Below are 16,087 nucleotides of genomic sequence, written 5' to 3'. Positions count from 1 at the left end.
CGATCCGGCGGTCGCGGTGCGGGGCCATCGGATCAGGACCTCAGCTCGGTGCGTCCGGAGTGCGGCACGGGTGTCCGCTCCAGCAGCTCGACGAGCACCTCGGAGACCGCCTGGACGCCTGAGCGGTCGTGGGCGCTCACCGCGCGGCGGGTGGGGATGAGCCGGTGGGCGAGGACCGGTGCGAGCAGCTGGTCGATGTCGTCGGGGAGGACGAACTCGCGGCCGTCGAGCGCTGCGAGCACCTTGGCCGCGCGGACGAGCTGCAGGGTGGCGCGCGGGCTCGCGCCGAGCCGGAGTTCGGGGTGCACGCGGGTCGCCTGCACGAGCGAGACGCAGTACTGCTCGACGATCGGCGACACGAAGACACCGCGGGCCCAGGCGATGAGGCGTTCGACGTCGCCGCGTGAGGCGACCGGACCGATCGTGTCGAGCGGGTTGACCGTGTCGCGCTGGCGGAGCATCGCGAGCTCCGCGGAAGCGTCGGGGTACCCCATCGAGATACGCGCCATGAAGCGGTCGCGTTGGGCCTCCGGCAGGGCGTAGGTGCCCTCCATCTCGAGCGGGTTCTGCGTGGCGACGACGGTGAACGGCGACGGCAGGGCGTGCGTCTCGCCGTCGACCGTGACCTGACGCTCCTCCATCGACTCGAGCAGCGCCGACTGGGTCTTCGGCGAGGAGCGGTTGATCTCGTCGGCGATGACGATGTTGGCGAACACCGCGCCGGGCTTGAACTCGAACTCGCGGTCGACCTGGTTGAAGATCGAGACGCCGGTGACGTCGGACGGGAGCAGGTCGGGCGTGAACTGGATACGGCGGACGGTGCTGCCGACGGACGCGGCGAGGGCCTTCGCGAGGACCGTCTTGCCGACGCCGGGGACATCCTCGATGAGCAGGTGACCCTCGGCGAGCATCACGATGAGGGCCATCCGGGCAGCGAACGGCTTGCCGTCGAGGACGCGCTCGACGTTGTCGAGGATGCGCTCGGCCAGTACCTGGAACTCCTCGGCGTTCAGTGCTGGCTTCAGTTCGGCGACGGTGTCCCGTGGGGCGCGGCTGGTGTTGCTCTGCTCGGTCATGGTCGGCTCCTGCGGTCGTGGTCGAGCATGCGCTTGAACAGCAGCGCGACGATGGTGGCGAGGCCGATCGTGATGAGGGTCGGGGCGAGCGCTCCGAGGAACTGCATCCAGAGGTAGTTGTCGGTCGGGCCGCTGTCGCCGACGAACCCGCGGTAGAGCAGGGTGAACGACTGCCACAGCCCCACACCGCCGCCGAGCGTGAGGACGACACCGACGATCCAGAGGACCCGTTCCCAGACCACGGCGCGGACGCGGTGGGCGTCGGCGGCGTCGAGGTACTCGTCGTACCGCTCCTGGTCGAACTCGGTCCGCTGCGCGTCGGGACCTGCCGCGCCAGGCTGATCGGCGACCGCCGCGGTGCCGCCGGTCCGGGCTTCGAACGGGTGGATGCGGCGATCGGTCTGTGAGGGCATGCCTCGGGACGGCTGGGCGCGCGGGCCGTCGTCGAACCGGTCGTCGGTCGGCGGGCGGACGGGGCGACCGTCGGTGGGCGGCTGGATGAGCTGCGGGGCGATCTCCTCGAGTGAGGCGAGGTGGCTGCGGCGGCCGGTGTCGGAGGCGTTCGGGCGCGTGCGCTCGTCGGTGTGTCCGCGCTGGAACGCGGGGTCGTAGCGTTGGTCCATCATCGGCCTCCGTCGCGCTGCGTACATCGTCCGGGCCGGAACCCGTTGCCCGATCCTAGGACTGATAACGAACAGGTAACACCCCTGGACGTGTCGCCCACAGGAACTCCATATGTGCGCCAGGTCGCGCGCATACGGTGCCGGTACGGGTCAGGGAACTCTTCGGAGCCGTCGTGCCCATCGGTTGTGTGGACCCGAGCACTGAGCACGTACCCGGTCGGTGAGACGTTTTCCGGTCCCTGAAACCCTCTCCGGTCCCTGAGGCCCTCTCCGGTCCCTGAGGCCCTCTCCGGTCCCTGAGCTTGTCGAAGGGTGGGGTGTCCCGTGTGCACTTCGACAGGCTCAGTGACCGGTGTTCGTTGCCCGTCCCCGCTCAGGGACCGGACTGACTTACAGCGCCGAGAGCGCCTCGCGGATCGGGGTCTCGCCGCCGATGACCTCGAACTGCGTGCGGGACGCCGCGCCCGACTCGATGAGCGCGAACAGCACGGCGGCGACGTCGGCGCGCGGGATCGAGCCGCGGTCGGTGGTCGTCGCAGCGGTGATCGTGCCGGTCGGGGCGTCGTCCGTCAGGCCGCCCGGACGGACGATCGTCCAGTCGAGGTCGCGCCCGCGGAGGTCGGCGTCGGCCTCGGACTTCGCCCGCAGGTAGACCTGGAACACGTCGTCCGACTCCGGGTCGAAGTCATCGGTGCTCATCGCCGACACCATGAGGTAGCGGGGGACCTTGGCGAGCTCGGCCGCCTCGGCGAGGAGGATGGCGCCGTCGCGGTCGAGGGTGAGCTTGCGGTCGGCGCCGCTGTTCGGGCCGGCTCCCGCCGCGAACACGACGACGTCGGCTCCGGCGAGTTCGTCGGCCAGTTCGGCTGCCGAGGAGTGCTCGAGGTCGAGGACGATGGCTCGGGAGCCGATGCCCTGGAGTTCGCCGACCTGTTCGGGGTTGCGGATGATGCCGGCGGGGGAGTGTCCTGCTTCGGCGAGCAGTCGCTGCAGGTGCAGGGCGATCTGTCCGTGTCCTCCGGCGATGACGACGTCGGTCATGTGAGTCCTCTCGTTCGATGCGGTCCCGATCGGTGCGCCGTCCGTTCGTGGGGACGGCGGTCGATCGGTGGTCCGGGGCCAGTGGTCCCGGATCCGCCAGTCAACGCCTCAACCGGGGCGTACGCAACCCGGTCGCGGCTCGGGTACACTAGGTCACGGCTCCCCGCGTGGCGCCATCCAGGCCAACTCCCCCAGGGCGGAAACGCAGCAAGGGTAACCGGGCTCTGGCGGGTGCGCGGGGAGTCTTTTCGTGCCCGCGGTGCCTGCGGTGCCGTCTCCGGCCCGGCACGATCAGGCCGCCCGCACCGCAGCAGGACATTCGCCCCACAGCAGGACATCCGGCGCCGCTTCCTCCTGCTCTCGCGCCGATCTCCTGCGCTCGCGTCCGTCCGCCAGAGCACCACGACATTGTGCGCTTACCCAGCCCCCGCCGAGCCCGCCCCCGTAGGCTGGAAACCGTGGCGCGAAGCATTTACATCATCTCTGCCGAAGGACACTCCGGGAAGTCGACGGTGGCCCTCGGGGTCCTCGACACCCTGAGCCATCAGATCGAGCGGATCGGGGTGTTCCGCCCCATCGCACGGTCCACGACGAAACCCGACTACGTGCTCCAGCTGCTGCTCGAGCACGACGGCGTCGACCTCGCCTACGAGGACTGCATCGGCGTCAGCTACGACGACGTGCACACCGATCCCGAGGCGGCACTCTCGCGCATCGTCCAGCGGTACAAGCACATCGAGGCGCAGTGCGACGCGGTCGTCATCCTCGGCTCCGACTACACCGACGTCGGCAGCCCGACGGAGCTCGGCTACAACGCGCGGATCGCCACCAACCTCGGTGCGCCCGTCCTCCTCGTGCTCGGCGGCCGCGCCGGTCAGGGTGCGGGGGAGCAGCTCGGCCAGTCCGTCGCCCGCACACCCGACGACATGCGCAACATCGCCGAACTCGCCCTGGGTGAGCTCGCCGACGCCCACGCCCAGCTGCTCGCGGTCGTCGCGAACCGCGCCGATCCCGACAAGCTCCTCGAGATCACCGCCGCGATCAGCGACGCCATCCACCCGAACGGTTCCGCGAACGGTTCCGTCGTCGCCCCGGCCGGCCACGCCGCCGGTGCCGCGATGGTCCCCGTCTGGGCGATCCCCGAAGACACCTTCCTCATCGCGCCGACCATGGACAGCATCCTCGAGGCGGTCGACGGCACCCTCGTGAAGGGCAGCGAGGAACTGCTCACCCGCGAGGCGCTCGGCGTCGTCGTGGCGGGCATGTCCATGGTGAACGTGCTCCCGCGCATCACCGAGGGATCCGTCATCGTGATCCCGGCAGACCGCACCGAAGTGCTTCTCGCCGCGCTTATGGCCAACGCCTCCGGCACGTTCCCGTCGATCGCGGGCATCGTGCTCAACGGTGGGTTCCCGCTGCCCGAAGTCGTGGAGGAACTCATCTCCGGTCTCGGCGAGATCCCGCCGATCGTCAGCACCGACCTCGGCACCTACGACACCGCGGTCCGCGTCATGAACACCCGTGGCCGTCTCGCCGCCGACTCGCAGCGCAAGTACGACACCGCTCTCGCGCTGTTCGAGCAGAACGTCGACGCACCGCTCCTGCTCGAGCTGCTCAACGTGGCGCGCGCCGACGTCGTCACGCCACTCATGTTCGAGTACGGCCTGCTGGAGCGTGCGCGGTCGAACCGCAAGCACATCGTCCTGCCGGAGGGCGACGACGACCGCATCCTCCGCGCGGCCGGCACCCTGCTCGCCCGCGAGGTCGCCGACCTCACCATCCTCGGTGAGGAGATCGAGGTGCGGTCGCGGGCCATCGAGCTCGGCATCGACCTCAGCAAGGCGACCATCGTCAGCCCCTTCGACGCGGTGCTGCGCCTGAAGTTCGCGGAGGAGTACGCCAGGTTGCGGGCCCACAAGGGTGTCACGATCGACATGGCGAGCGACGCCGTCACCGACGTCTCCTACTTCGGCACGATGATGGTGCACCTCGGGCTCGCCGACGGCATGGTCTCGGGCGCCGCCCACACGACGGCGCACACCATCCGGCCGTCGTTCGAGATCATCAAGACGAAGCCCGGTGTCTCCGTGGTGTCGAGCGTGTTCCTCATGGCGCTCGCCGACCGCGTGCTCGTCTACGGCGACTGCGCGGTGAACCCCGACCCGACCGACGCCCAGCTCGCCGACATCGCGATCTCCTCGGCCGAGACAGCGGAGCAGTTCGGGATCGAGCAGCGCATCGCGATGCTGTCGTACTCCACCGGTGACTCCGGTGCCGGTGCCGACGTCGAGAAGGTCCGCTCAGCGACCCGACAGGTGCGCGAGCGTCGGCCCGACCTCCTCGTCGAGGGGCCGATCCAGTACGACGCCGCCGCCGATGCCGCGGTGGCCGCGACGAAGATGCCCGACTCGCAGGTCGCCGGCCGCGCGACGGTGTTCATCTTCCCCGACCTCAACACCGGCAACAACACGTACAAGGCGGTGCAGCGTTCCGCGGGTGCCGTCGCGATCGGTCCGGTGTTGCAGGGCCTCAACAAGCCGATCAACGACCTGTCGCGCGGCGCGCTCGTGCAGGACATCGTCAACACCGTCGCGATCACCGCCATCCAGGCGCAGGAACAGGAATAGGTCCAGACACACATGCCCACCGTCCTCGTGGTGAACTCCGGTTCCTCGTCGTTCAAGTACCAGCTCATCGATGTCGAGACGGAGCGGACGCTCGCCAGCGGGCTCGTCGAACGCATCGGCGACGCGACGGGTGCCGCCGAGCACCGGTCCTACCTGCCGGACGCCGCCGGGAGCACGACGCCGCCCATCGAGGAGCGTTGGGTCATCGAGCGTGAGATCCCCGACCACACGGCCGGGTTCCGGGTGATGCTCGACGCGTTCGCCGAGCACGGGCCGTCACTCGACGAGCACGCGCCGATCGCGGTCGGCCACCGGGTGGTGCACGGTGGGAAACGCTTCTTCGAGCCGACCGTGGTCACGGACCTCGTGAAGATCAACATCGAGGACATCTCCGAGCTGGCGCCGCTGCACAACCCGGCGAACCTGCAGGGCATCAACGCGGCGCAGGTCGCGTTCCCCGACGTCCCGCACGTGGCGGTGTTCGACACGGCGTTCCACCAGACCATCCCGGCCGCGGCGTACACCTACGCGATCGACGCGGAGCTCGCCGCGAAGCACCGCGTGCGTCGGTACGGCTTCCACGGCACCTCGCACAAGTTCGTGTCGGAGGCGGCTGCGGCCTTCCTCGACCGCCCGCTCGGTGAGCTGAAGCAGATCGTCTTCCACCTCGGCAACGGAGCGTCGGCGTGCGCGATCGACGGCGGCCGCTCGGTCGACACCTCGATGGGCATGACGCCGCTCGAAGGACTCGTCATGGGCACGCGTTCCGGCGACCTCGACCCCGCGGTGCTGTTCCACCTGCATCGCAAGGCGGGGCTCGGGTTCGACGAGCTCGACACGCTGCTCAACCGCCGCAGCGGTCTGCTGGGGCTGTCGGGTACCGGAGACATGCGCGACGTCACCGAGTCCGCGTCAAAGGGCGACGAAGCGGCGCAGCTCGCACTCGACGTGACCGTCCACCGCCTGCGGCACTACCTCGGGGCGTACCTCGCGGTCCTCGGCGGTCTCGACGTTGTCGTGTTCACGGCGGGCGTCGGCGAGAACGCGCCGCTCATCCGCGCGGGTGCGGTGCAGGGCCTCGAGGGGCTCGGCATCATCCTTGACGAGGACCGCAACGCCGAGCGTGCGCGTGGCATCCGGGTGATCTCGACGGACGACTCCCCGGTGACCGTCCTCGTCGTCCCGACGAACGAGGAACTCGAGATCGCCCGCCAGACGGTCGCCGCCCTGGCGTAGCTGCGAGTCGCCGACCCTTCCGGTCCCTGAGCACCTCTGCCGGTCCCTGAGCACCTCTGCCGGTCCCTGAGCTTGTCGAAGGGTCCACGGGCGACCTGTTCGATCGGCGGATTTCGCGCGCGCACTTCGACAGGCTCAGTGACCGAAGTCGTCCTGAGCACCTCTGCCGGTCCCTGAGCACCCCTTCCGGTCCCTGAGCACCCCTTCCGGTCCCTGAGCTTGTCGAAGGGCACCACGGGTGACTTTTGCTCCGATGTCCCCTGTGCGGAGGACAAAAGAATCAGTGGTTCCCCCTATTAACTTTCCCTGAGAATCCGCTTAGTCTCAGAAAACCAACAGGTACGTCGCGCCTGTCGGACCCCTAGACGAAAGTACTCACCTCAGTGAATTTGAAGACGTCACGCCGCACTGCGGCTCTCGCCACCGGCCTCGCAGTTGTCGCCGGATCCACCCTCCTCATCGCCGGACCCGCGTCCGCAGCTGAGATCCAGGTCACCGCAGATCAGATCGCTCCGGATGAGACGAACTACGCCGGCTGGCACGAGGGTGTCGCCACGCCTGGTGCCCCGGCCGTCCTGAGCGACGCCGGTCTCACCATGACCGGTGACTCGCAGATCATCTACGGCTTCAACAACGACGGCGGTGTCCCGGTCGCTGCTGGCGGCTTCCTCGAGGCAGCGGCGAGCATCAGCTACGCGTCTGTCGAAGACGACCTGTACTTCCAGATCCCCGTTTTCGCCGACGGCACTTCCGACACCTTCACAACCCTGCGTCCTGTGGCGCCGGGCGTCGAGAACCTCGGTGGCGACTGGGTCGTCAGCCAGGACGTTCCGGGTCTCGCGACCGACGCGACCTACACGCCTGCAGAGCTCAGCGAAGCGCTCGGCGACTTCAACCTGCTCGCGTTCGGTGTCTTCGCCAACGCCGGCACGGTCGACACGCTGCAGTCGGTGACCTTCGGTGCTGACACGTACAACTTCGCTGCTCCGGTCGTCGCTCCGGTCTTCGACCCGAAGGTCCTCGTCGACCCCGACACGATCTACTTCTCCGACGTCCGCCCCGGCGGCGCCGGCTTCAGTGTGACCGTCACGGGCTTCACCCCGGGCGACACCCTGTCGTTCAAGGTGACCGACCCGAACGGTGAGATCTTCGGTTCCGCCGACGGCGCCAACACGGTCATCGCCGACGAGAACGGTGGCTTCGCAGCCGAGGGCCTCACGCTGCAGGGCGAAGGCATCCAGGTCGGTACCTACACGTTCACCGTGACGGACACTGCGGGTAACCCCGCCGCCGACTCCATCGCCGTCATCGCCGACCCGGTCGCCGCTGGCGCTCCGGTCCCGACGCTGGCTGACACCGGCTCGGACTCGGGTGTCCTCGTCGGTGGCGCTGCCGCGCTGCTGCTCCTCGGTGCTGCCGGCATGCTGTTCGCCACTGCTCGCCGCAAGGGCGCGCAGGTCACGGCCTAGTCTCACCCTGCGAAGCCCCGTCTCCGACTCCGGTCGAGGGCGGGGCTTCGTGCTGTCGTAGGGGTGCTGACATGTCGACAGGCTCAGTGGCCGACAGCCCCCGTTCCCTGAGCTTGTCGAGGGGAGAGGTTTCTCGTGTGCATTTCGACAGGCTCAATGACCGGGTCTCCGTTCCGGATCACTTCCCCTCGGTCCCCTGAGTGCTTCCCCCGGTCCCTGAGTGCTTCCCCCGGTCCCTGAGCGCTCCCTCGGTCCCTGAGCGTGTCGAAGGGTCGTCCGTGGTGCATTTCGACAGGCTCAATGACCGGGTCTCCGTTCACTGAGCCTGTCGAACCCGGTTCGAGCCCCGCGGGGGAGAAGGCGGAGCGGCAGCCCCATTGCTGCACTCCGCCCGGTCGCACGTGCCGGGACCGCTTGGCCCAGGCCATGAGCGCCGGCCATTTGCGCGTTCGGGTAACGAAAATGACCGGGACACATACTTCGGAGCACTCCGCAGACCGGTTTGGGTCGGAATCGACGCCCGGGTCCGCCCCCGGAGTGCGATGGTGTTGTCAGGCAGCGCGCAACCTCGGCTTGCCGCCGCGGCGTGGAATGCGATGCGGATCGATATGCGCGGGCGGGATGAACCAGGGCACGTGGTCGCGCACGATGACCTCCCATCCGTCGTTGTGGATGCGATGGTGATGGAAACTGCAGAGCAGGATGCCGTTGGACAGGTCGGTCGGCCCGCCTCGTGACCACCAGACGAGGTGATGAGCCTCGGTATACGACGGTGGATGGGTACAGCCGGTCCAGGCGCAGCCGCCATCACGCTCGGCGAGGGCCATCTTCTGCCCTTTGGTGAACAACCGTGTGCCGACTCCGAGGTCGAGCACCTGGGACGGGCCGCCGAGCACCATCGGGATGATCCGGCCATCGGCCGCCATGCACCGTGCGGTGCCGGCGGAGATCGGTTCGGAGACGCCGTCGATGTAGGCCTTGCCGTCGGACCACTGGCCGTCGTCGGCCAGATCGGGTTCGTCCATGCGGATGATGAGGGAGACGGGCGCGAGTTCCATGACCGCCGACTCGCAACCTGCGGCGTGACGGAAGACCCCGACGAGGGCTTCCACCCGGCGTTCGTCCATCGTGCGGGTGTCTGGCATCTCTGCGGCCGGAACGTAGGCGTCGTCGAGGGGATCCGCGGAGGGCAGCTCACTGCTGGTTGCTGCCGCCGCGGCCGTTTCATCGGAGGGATCGATGAACCGGACCTGTCGCAGCTGCTTGCCGACGACGGCGTCCATCGTCGCGCGGACCCATCCCGCCGCCTCGGGCGCGAGGAAGGCGCGGAGCTCGGTCATGCCGTCGGGAAGTTCGCGGAGGGTGCAGCGCTGCTGCTTCCGGAGCGCGATCTCCCGTGGCACAGGGCCGTCTTGGTCGAGGCTGGTGCGGACGAGCTTGGCGAGGCTGCTGACCTCGGCGAGCGGCGCACCGTCGCAGTGCTCGATGCCGGCGCTGACGGCACGGTGGATGCGTTCGTCGTCGACACCGGAGCCCACCAACCGCAGCTCGCGCAGCAGGATGCCCGCGCCCTCGACGCTGAGCGCGGACCGGACGAAGCCGGATGGGGTGGTCGCCTCGTCGTGGTCGACCGTGCACGTCGGGTTGTCGCCCTCGGACAGCGGCACGCAGGGGGCGTCAGTGGCGAGCCGGGGTTCGATGGCGGCGGCGATCTCGGGGCGGTCGCACTCGATGACGTCACCGGTGAGGGCGCGCTTGGGGGTGATCGCCTGGGCGACCGAGGTGATCGCGGCGGCGCGTCCGCGCGGGATGCGCCACCGTTCCGAGAGCATGACGGCCGGCGTCGCATACCCGTGGCTGCGGGCCAACGGGTCGTGGCCGACGATGCCGCCGCGGGAACGCTCCGACACCGAGCCCATGACGCGCGCGGCCAGGACCTCGACCACGTGCTGCACGGCACCCAGCTGGTCGAGGACGCGGACCACGCCCGCGTCGTTCATGCCGGCGAGCTGCTCGATGGCGTCGTCGCCTGGCCGGATCGGGTCGAGCGCGCCCGACCACGTGCGGAGGAGCTCGGACACCGTCTCGCTCAGCGTGCCCAAGGGGTCGGTGGAGACCGGACCGAGGGGAACGCGTGGGCTGCTGGACATGGGACCATCCAAACATGAGCCACTGACATTTGAACCTGGACCGATTCTGCCGCTGATCTGGGATCTTTAGCCAACATCTGTTGCGCGCGAGTGCCTCTCCGGGCCCTGCGAGCGGTGCGGGACTTCTCGCCTGGCCCGCGTACACTCGCCATATGCGCCCCCTCTCCGTCCGCGAGCGCGACCTCCTGGTCGCCATGGTCGCCCGTGGTACGGAGGACGGTGTTGATCGGGTGATCGCCGCCTCCGATCGGGAACGGTGGGCGGGACAACTCGCAGACATCTCGGTCCACGGGACGTGCGGTTGCGGCACCTGTCCCTCGATCGACCTTGTCCCTGAGAGCGACGACCGGCCCTCCACGGCGCGACAGACCGTCCTCGAAGCGAGTACCTCGACCGCGAGCCTGCTCCTCTATATCGAGGGTGACCGTCCGACGTACCTGGAACTCGCCCCGTGGGGCGATGAGCCGATCACCGAGTTCCCGCTGGTGGCAGACGTCGAGTTCTGAGGTCGCACCTCGACGGGGGTCGCCACCCTTCGACAAGCTCAGGGACCGGGAAAGGTACTCAGAGACCGGGTGGGGTGCGCCGGGATCGGGATGGGTGCTCGGGGACCGGGTGGGGTGCGCCGGGACCGGGAGGGGTGCTCGGGGACCGGGTGGGGTGCGCCGGGATCGGGAGGGGTGCTCGGGGACCGGGTGGGGTGCGCAGGGAATCGGGAGGGGTGCTCGGGGACCGGGAAAGGTACTCAGAGACCGGGTGGGGTGCGCAGGGCTCGGGAGGGGTGCTCGGGGACCGGGAAGGGTGCGCCGCGACTGGGTGGGGTGCGCCGGGATCGGGAGGGGTGCTCGCGGCCGGGGAGGCGCTCGCGGCCGGGAGCGGTCCGTGGGGCCGGAGCGTTCGCATCCGTCTCGATCCGGTTCGGTCCCTGAGCTTGTCGAAGGGCAGCCCGCCCGATCAGTCGCGCGTGCCGAACAGCCCTTCGCCGTGCTTCGTCAGCACGTCGTACGCGTCGGCGTAGTTGTCCGGCAGCGGTGCTCCGGGCTCGTACTTCGCGAGGAGGATCCCGATGAGTCCGAGGGCCGGCGGCGTGAGTGGTCGCTTGCGGTCCTTGTCCTTGTCAGCCCGCGCGTTCGCCTCGGGGTTCGGCGGCACGTAGGCGGGCGTCACCGTCGGCCACAGCACCGGCTGCCTCGGTGAGGTGAGGTTCACGGCGTTGAAGATGCTCGTGGCGGTGCGGTCGCGTTCGGTCAGCGGGTCGAGTCCGTGCAGTTCGGCGAGGGTCTTCATGAGTGAGCCGTGATGCATCTCCTCGTTGATGACGCTGCCGGCCTTCGTGTACGCAGAGATGACGATCGTCGGCACCCGCAGACCGAGGCGGTCGAAGGTGAAGCCCATCTCGCCCGCCTCCGGCTCGCCCGACGGCGGGGTCGCCTTGGGCGGTGCGACGTGGTCGTAGATGCCGCCGTGTTCGTCGAAGGTGACGAGCATGACCGTGTTCATCGCGTTCGAGCCGGTGGTCGACGCCCCGTGCTTGATCGACGTGTAGACCTCGCCGAGGAGTTGCTCGCCGGCGCGCATGTCGGAGTAGGCGGAGTCGAGCTCCGGGTCGACGTCGTCCCGGCTCGGGTTGTCGGGACGGACGACCGGCGGGTGCATGTCGTTGTGGTCGAACACCATGCGTGGTTCGACGAAGGCGTAGTCGGGCAGGTCGCCGTTCGCCGCGTCCTCATGGAACTGCTCCATGCTGCGGAAGTTGCTCTTCCAGAATCGCTCGATCGACGGTGCGCTCAGGAGACCGGTGAGGGACACGACCTGCTGGGCGTCGTAGTAGACGCGCCAGGTCTTGCCGGCCTCCTCGAGCCGGTTGAACACGGTGGGGACGGCCGGTGCGCTCAGCCACTTGCCGATCCCGTCGCCCTCGATGTTGGTGACGTAACCGTGGGAGGTGCTCGCGTGGAAGAAGGAGCGGTTGCAGAAGGTCTGGGAGGGGACCGCCGCGTACCAGTGGTCGTAGACGCCGAAGTTCTTGGCGAGCGTGGACAGCACCGGCAGCATCTCGGGGGAGAAGCCTCCCATCACGGTGGAGTACTCCTCGGGCGTCGGCTTGCGTCCGCGGGCGAGCGTCGAGTTGACGATGTAGTCCTTGACGAAGCCGTCGTTCTTGGGGGGGGAGGTGTCGGCCGGGAGGTTCCACGGGGGCTGCAGCGGATTGCGGAGGTCGCCGTTGCTCTCGGGGTCGATGGTGCCGAAGAGCTGCGTGTTGACGTGCGGGTAGAACTCGCCGGGGTCCGGGTCGGGCTGGGCCATGATCTGGTCGGTGGGGCCCGTGTACACGTGGGCGGGGACGGCTTCGCCGGACTCGCCGGGGTTGCTGTAGTCGCCCTGGGCGAGGCCGTCGAAGGTCTGGCCGGCCGGTTCGCCACCCGCCGGGTAGAGCCATCCGAGCATGTGGTCGAAGGAGCGGTTCTCGAACATCACGACGACGACGTGGTCGAAGCCCGGTTCGCTGCGCTTGGGGAGCGGCGTGAAGCCATAGTCCTCCTGCGGGTTGGCTGCGGTGGCGGCTGCGATCCCGCCCGCGACCGCTCCGCCCGCTGCCAGCCCGGCGACGCCGAAGCCTGCCGCGCGGAAGAAGTCGCGGCGGGAGGCGGGGCGTTTGGGGCGTGCCTCGGGCTGGGACTCCTGGCCGGGATCCGGACCCGGTTCCTCGTCGTGTGCCACTCGAGCCTCCCCCTGATCGGCGGCGACACCTGGTCGAGGGTCGCCGCTGTGCTGCCTAGCGTAGACGCGCGACGGATGTCGTGCTGTGGGCGAGTGGGGGATTGCTCCTGCCTCGCCGTGCTGCGCTGGGCGAGCTGCACCGGTGTGCGGGACCCCCGTAAACGACGAAGCCGGCGGGCTGCTCCGAGTGGAGCGAGCCCGCCGGCAGCGGTCGTGATGGTGACTAGGCGCGCGGTGCGGCGGTGCTCGCTGCGGCGCGAGCCGTGCGGACCGAGCGCGTGCGGACGAGCATCAGCAGGATGCCGGCAGCGGCGAGCAGGCCTGCAGCACCGATGAGGGACGGCGACTCGACGCCCGTCTCGGCGAGGCGACTCGTGCCGTTGCTCGGGCCGTTCGACGTGGTGCCGGAGTCGACGGTGGTCGCCGCGGCGGTGACGGTGAACTCGACCGGGTCGGAGATCGGCGACAGCGCGCTGAACTCTGCAGCGGTGCTGTCGACGATGACGGACAGGACGACCCACGTGCCGGCGTCGAGGTCCATCAGGACCTCCCAGTCGCCGTTGTTGTCGACACGGACGGGGGCGAGCGGGTACACGGGAGCAGGAACGGCTGCAGCGGCTGCGATCCCAGCGTCGGCGACGCGGGCTTCAGCCGTGGCTTCCGGCTCGACGAGGTCGGTCTGAGCGGTGCGCGTCACCGATGCCTCGTAGAGCTCCTTCGGCACAGCCACGAGGTACACGTCGGTACCGGGCTGAGCAGTGCCGCGGATGATCAGCATGTCCGTGACGGGAACCTGCTGACCGTTGGTCGGGCTGGTCACGATCGGGGCGTCGTAGAACACGGGCTGGGAGTCCGGGACCGTGAGCTTGAGCTCGGTGCTGCCGAGCTGTTCGGAACCGAGCTGCTGGTAGACGTAGAAGGTACGCTCGCCGGAGTATGCAGCGAGTGACACCTCAGCGGACCATTCGCCGTTGATCACGGTCACGTTGTTCTTGCCGACGACCGGGCGGCCGAGGGAGTCGTTGACGGTGACGGTGGCGCCGTTGGTGCCGTTTCCGGAGAACGTGACGTTGCTGCTGGTGAGCACCTGGCCGTTGGTCGGCGTCTTGACGACGAACTTCGTCGGCGGCAGCGTGATGGTGCGGTAGATGGTCTGGACGAGCTGGTCGTTCAGCGTCTCGTAGACGATGAACTCCCGCTCACCGGCGAAGATCGCGAAGTCCAGTGCAGCCGTCCAGGTGCCATCGACGACCGTGACGTTGTTGGTGCCCGCGACGGGGCGACCGAGGGAATCGTTGACGGTGACGATCGCGCCGTCGGTGCCGGTGCCGCTGAAGGTGATGTCGCTCGTGTCGAAGACCTGTCCCTGGGTGGGCGAGACGACGTCGAAGGCGTCCGCCGGGGTGATCGGGAGGTTGAAGTTCACCGGGACGGCGGCTTCGGAGCCGTCTTCGACGGTGACGAAGATGGACTGCGCGACGGTGTCGTTGTCGTCGTAGGGCGTGAGCGTGATGTCGAAGGTGCCCTGTGCGGCCTCGGCTTCGGCGGTGACGGCACCGCGGCCGAGCTCTTCCGTCTGCGCTGCGTTGAGCACGACGACCGTGGCGTCTGCCGGTGCGAGACCGGTGACCTCGACGGTGCGTGAGGCGACGGTCGAGCCATCAGCCGGCGCGGTGACGGTCAGCAGGCTCGCGGCGTTCGCGGCCGGAGCGGTGAGCACCGACCCGCCGACGACGAGCGCAAGCAGGGCGGGCGTGGCGAGCAGCGCGCGCCAACGAGAGCGGATCATGTGGTTCCCCCAGAAAGAAATTCGCAGCGACCGGACTCGGTCGGCTCCTCAACTTAGCATTCAGGTGATTCCCAAACAGGCATGCAGGGGTGGGGCCGGGGAGGTTTGTCCTAGGCCACCGAATCGCGCAGCGGAGGTCGCTTCAGGAGGAAAAGGCAGAACGCCTGCACCGCGATACCGACGAGCTCCGCGCAGAGGCCTCCGAGCTGTGCGCCTGGGGCGCCGAGCGGGCCCGTGAGCGCGAACGTGGTCGCCACACCGGCGATGGCCGCGAGGACGTTCGCCAGGGCGATCCAGTTGGCCCGGCCTTCAGCGACGAGCGACAGTCCGAACCCTCGCGAGGCACAGATCGCGAACAGGATCGCGCCACCGAGGACGGCGACCTGCCAGACGATGTCGATCGTTCCCGAGAAGACCAGGTTCGCGACGAACGGGACGAGGACAGCGAACCCGACGCCGGAGATGGCACCGAGAGCAGCATTCATGAGGAGTGACTGTCGGCTTCGTTTGACGCGTCCATCCTCGGGAGCGCTACCGACCCAGCTCTGCAGACGGCTGGGAACGCCGCCGAGGATCGCGAGGGCCATCCGCATGAGTCGGTCGACGGCGGCGAACACCGCCACGGCGGACGGGTTGACGAGACCGACGATCGCGATCGGCAGCGAGGTGTAGACCACGCTCACGGCGCGTCCCCCGGTGAGCGGGAGCTGCTGCTTGATGATCGCCCCGCCGCTGGTGAATGCCGAGAGCCGCGGCAGGAGTCGCTGACCGAACCGCAGCGACACCGCGACCTGCGTGAAGATGACCGCGACGAGCGTGCCGATCCCGTAGACGAGCAACGGCGCTCCGGCGAGCAGGAGCCCGGCGACCCCGGCCATGATGAGCAACCGAGGGATGCCTTCGAACGCCAGGATGGCGAGGGGCCGGTTCGCCCCTACGAGGAACCAACCCGGGCTGAGGCAGGTCGCCACGGATGCGGCAGCCAGGACCGCGGCGGCAGGCTTGTAGTCGGTGGCGATGACTGCGGCAGCGACCGCTGCGACAGGAGCGCCGACCAGCGTTGCAAGGAGCTTGGTCGCCAATGCTGACTGATACAGCGAGGCACGCTCAGCAGTTTGCGCTCTCGCAACCCGTTGTGGGCCGAGGACGCTCCACCCGAGCTCGCAGATGGTCGCACCGGCCAGGCCGAGCGACTGCGCGACGGCGACCGCAGCGAAGCCGGTGCTGCCGTACTGGGCGGTCAACGCCGGGTAGACCAGCAGCGGAGTGGCCGCTCCGAGGCCTGGGATGAGCAGGTACAGGAGGAGGTTCGAGGCTTGGCGCAGTCTTCTCATCAGATATGGGTACGCATTCTG

Annotated in this window: 11 protein-coding genes and 1 other RNA gene; 5 read left to right on the top strand and 7 right to left on the bottom strand. The window is 68.9% G+C overall.

Annotated elements, in window-relative coordinates; genetic code table 11:
* Positions 1-32 precede the first annotated feature (32 nt).
* The 3 genes from EAO79_RS18635 to EAO79_RS18625 all read right to left on the bottom strand — a co-directional run bounded on the left by EAO79_RS18635 (position 33) and on the right by EAO79_RS18625 (position 2,740).
* Positions 33-1,076 carry a MoxR family ATPase gene (locus EAO79_RS18635; RefSeq protein ID WP_086475010.1) on the bottom strand — a complete coding sequence of 348 codons (1,044 nt, stop codon included), beginning with the start codon at positions 1,074-1,076 and terminating at the stop codon, positions 33-35.
* A complete protein-coding gene (locus tag EAO79_RS18630; protein WP_124769949.1) occupies positions 1,073-1,702 on the bottom strand; it encodes a hypothetical protein in 630 nt (209 codons plus the stop codon). The genes EAO79_RS18635 and EAO79_RS18630 overlap by 4 nt, the downstream gene beginning before the upstream one ends.
* Before the next feature lie 387 nt (positions 1,703-2,089).
* A complete protein-coding gene (locus tag EAO79_RS18625; protein WP_124769948.1) occupies positions 2,090-2,740 on the bottom strand; it encodes an SDR family oxidoreductase in 651 nt (216 codons plus the stop codon).
* A gap of 154 nt (positions 2,741-2,894) precedes the next feature.
* Here EAO79_RS18625 and ffs point away from each other — a divergent pair.
* The 4 genes from ffs to EAO79_RS18605 all read left to right on the top strand — a co-directional run bounded on the left by ffs (position 2,895) and on the right by EAO79_RS18605 (position 8,072).
* Positions 2,895-2,991, top strand: an RNA gene (gene ffs, locus EAO79_RS18620) — signal recognition particle sRNA small type.
* A 207-nt stretch (positions 2,992-3,198) separates the two neighbouring features.
* Positions 3,199-5,367 carry a phosphate acetyltransferase gene (gene pta, locus EAO79_RS18615; RefSeq protein ID WP_064296374.1) on the top strand — a complete coding sequence of 723 codons (2,169 nt, stop codon included), beginning with the start codon at positions 3,199-3,201 and terminating at the stop codon, positions 5,365-5,367.
* Positions 5,368-5,379: 12 nt separating this feature from the next.
* On the top strand, positions 5,380-6,603 hold the full coding sequence (locus EAO79_RS18610; RefSeq protein ID WP_124769947.1) for an acetate/propionate family kinase: 1,224 nt from the start codon (positions 5,380-5,382) through the stop codon (positions 6,601-6,603).
* 383 nt (positions 6,604-6,986) lie between these two features.
* The gene (locus EAO79_RS18605) at positions 6,987-8,072 is read left to right on the top strand and encodes a hypothetical protein (protein WP_124769946.1); all 1,086 of its coding nucleotides are present in this window, start codon (positions 6,987-6,989) and stop codon (positions 8,070-8,072) included.
* Positions 8,073-8,623: 551 nt separating this feature from the next.
* Here the strand turns inward: EAO79_RS18605 and EAO79_RS18600 are convergent.
* On the bottom strand, positions 8,624-10,222 hold the full coding sequence (locus EAO79_RS18600) for an HNH endonuclease signature motif containing protein (protein WP_124769945.1): 1,599 nt from the start codon (positions 10,220-10,222) through the stop codon (positions 8,624-8,626).
* A 152-nt stretch (positions 10,223-10,374) separates the two neighbouring features.
* Between EAO79_RS18600 and EAO79_RS18595 the strand changes: the two genes are divergently transcribed.
* A complete protein-coding gene (locus EAO79_RS18595) occupies positions 10,375-10,728 on the top strand; it encodes a hypothetical protein (protein ID WP_124769944.1) in 354 nt (117 codons plus the stop codon).
* 448 nt (positions 10,729-11,176) lie between these two features.
* On the opposite strand, the gene EAO79_RS18590 is transcribed toward EAO79_RS18595, so the two are convergent.
* From EAO79_RS18590 to EAO79_RS18580, 3 genes are all read right to left on the bottom strand, one after another.
* Positions 11,177-12,943, bottom strand: a complete 1,767-nt coding sequence (locus EAO79_RS18590) for an alkaline phosphatase family protein (RefSeq protein WP_124769943.1) — start codon at positions 12,941-12,943, stop codon at positions 11,177-11,179.
* Between the two features lie 223 nt (positions 12,944-13,166).
* Positions 13,167-14,732, bottom strand: coding sequence for a hypothetical protein (locus EAO79_RS18585; RefSeq protein ID WP_124769942.1), 1,566 nt, complete (start codon positions 14,730-14,732; stop codon positions 13,167-13,169).
* 110 nt (positions 14,733-14,842) lie between these two features.
* Positions 14,843-16,066 carry a lipopolysaccharide biosynthesis protein gene (locus EAO79_RS18580; RefSeq protein WP_124769941.1) on the bottom strand — a complete coding sequence of 408 codons (1,224 nt, stop codon included), beginning with the start codon at positions 16,064-16,066 and terminating at the stop codon, positions 14,843-14,845.
* Positions 16,067-16,087 lie beyond the last annotated feature (21 nt).

This window comes from Plantibacter sp. PA-3-X8 (assembly GCF_003856975.1).
In the GTDB taxonomy this organism is placed as follows: Bacteria; Actinomycetota; Actinomycetes; order Actinomycetales; family Microbacteriaceae; genus Plantibacter; species Plantibacter auratus.
The sequence above is the reverse complement of the archived record's forward strand: the minus strand, read 5'-3'. Positions and strand labels throughout refer to the sequence as shown.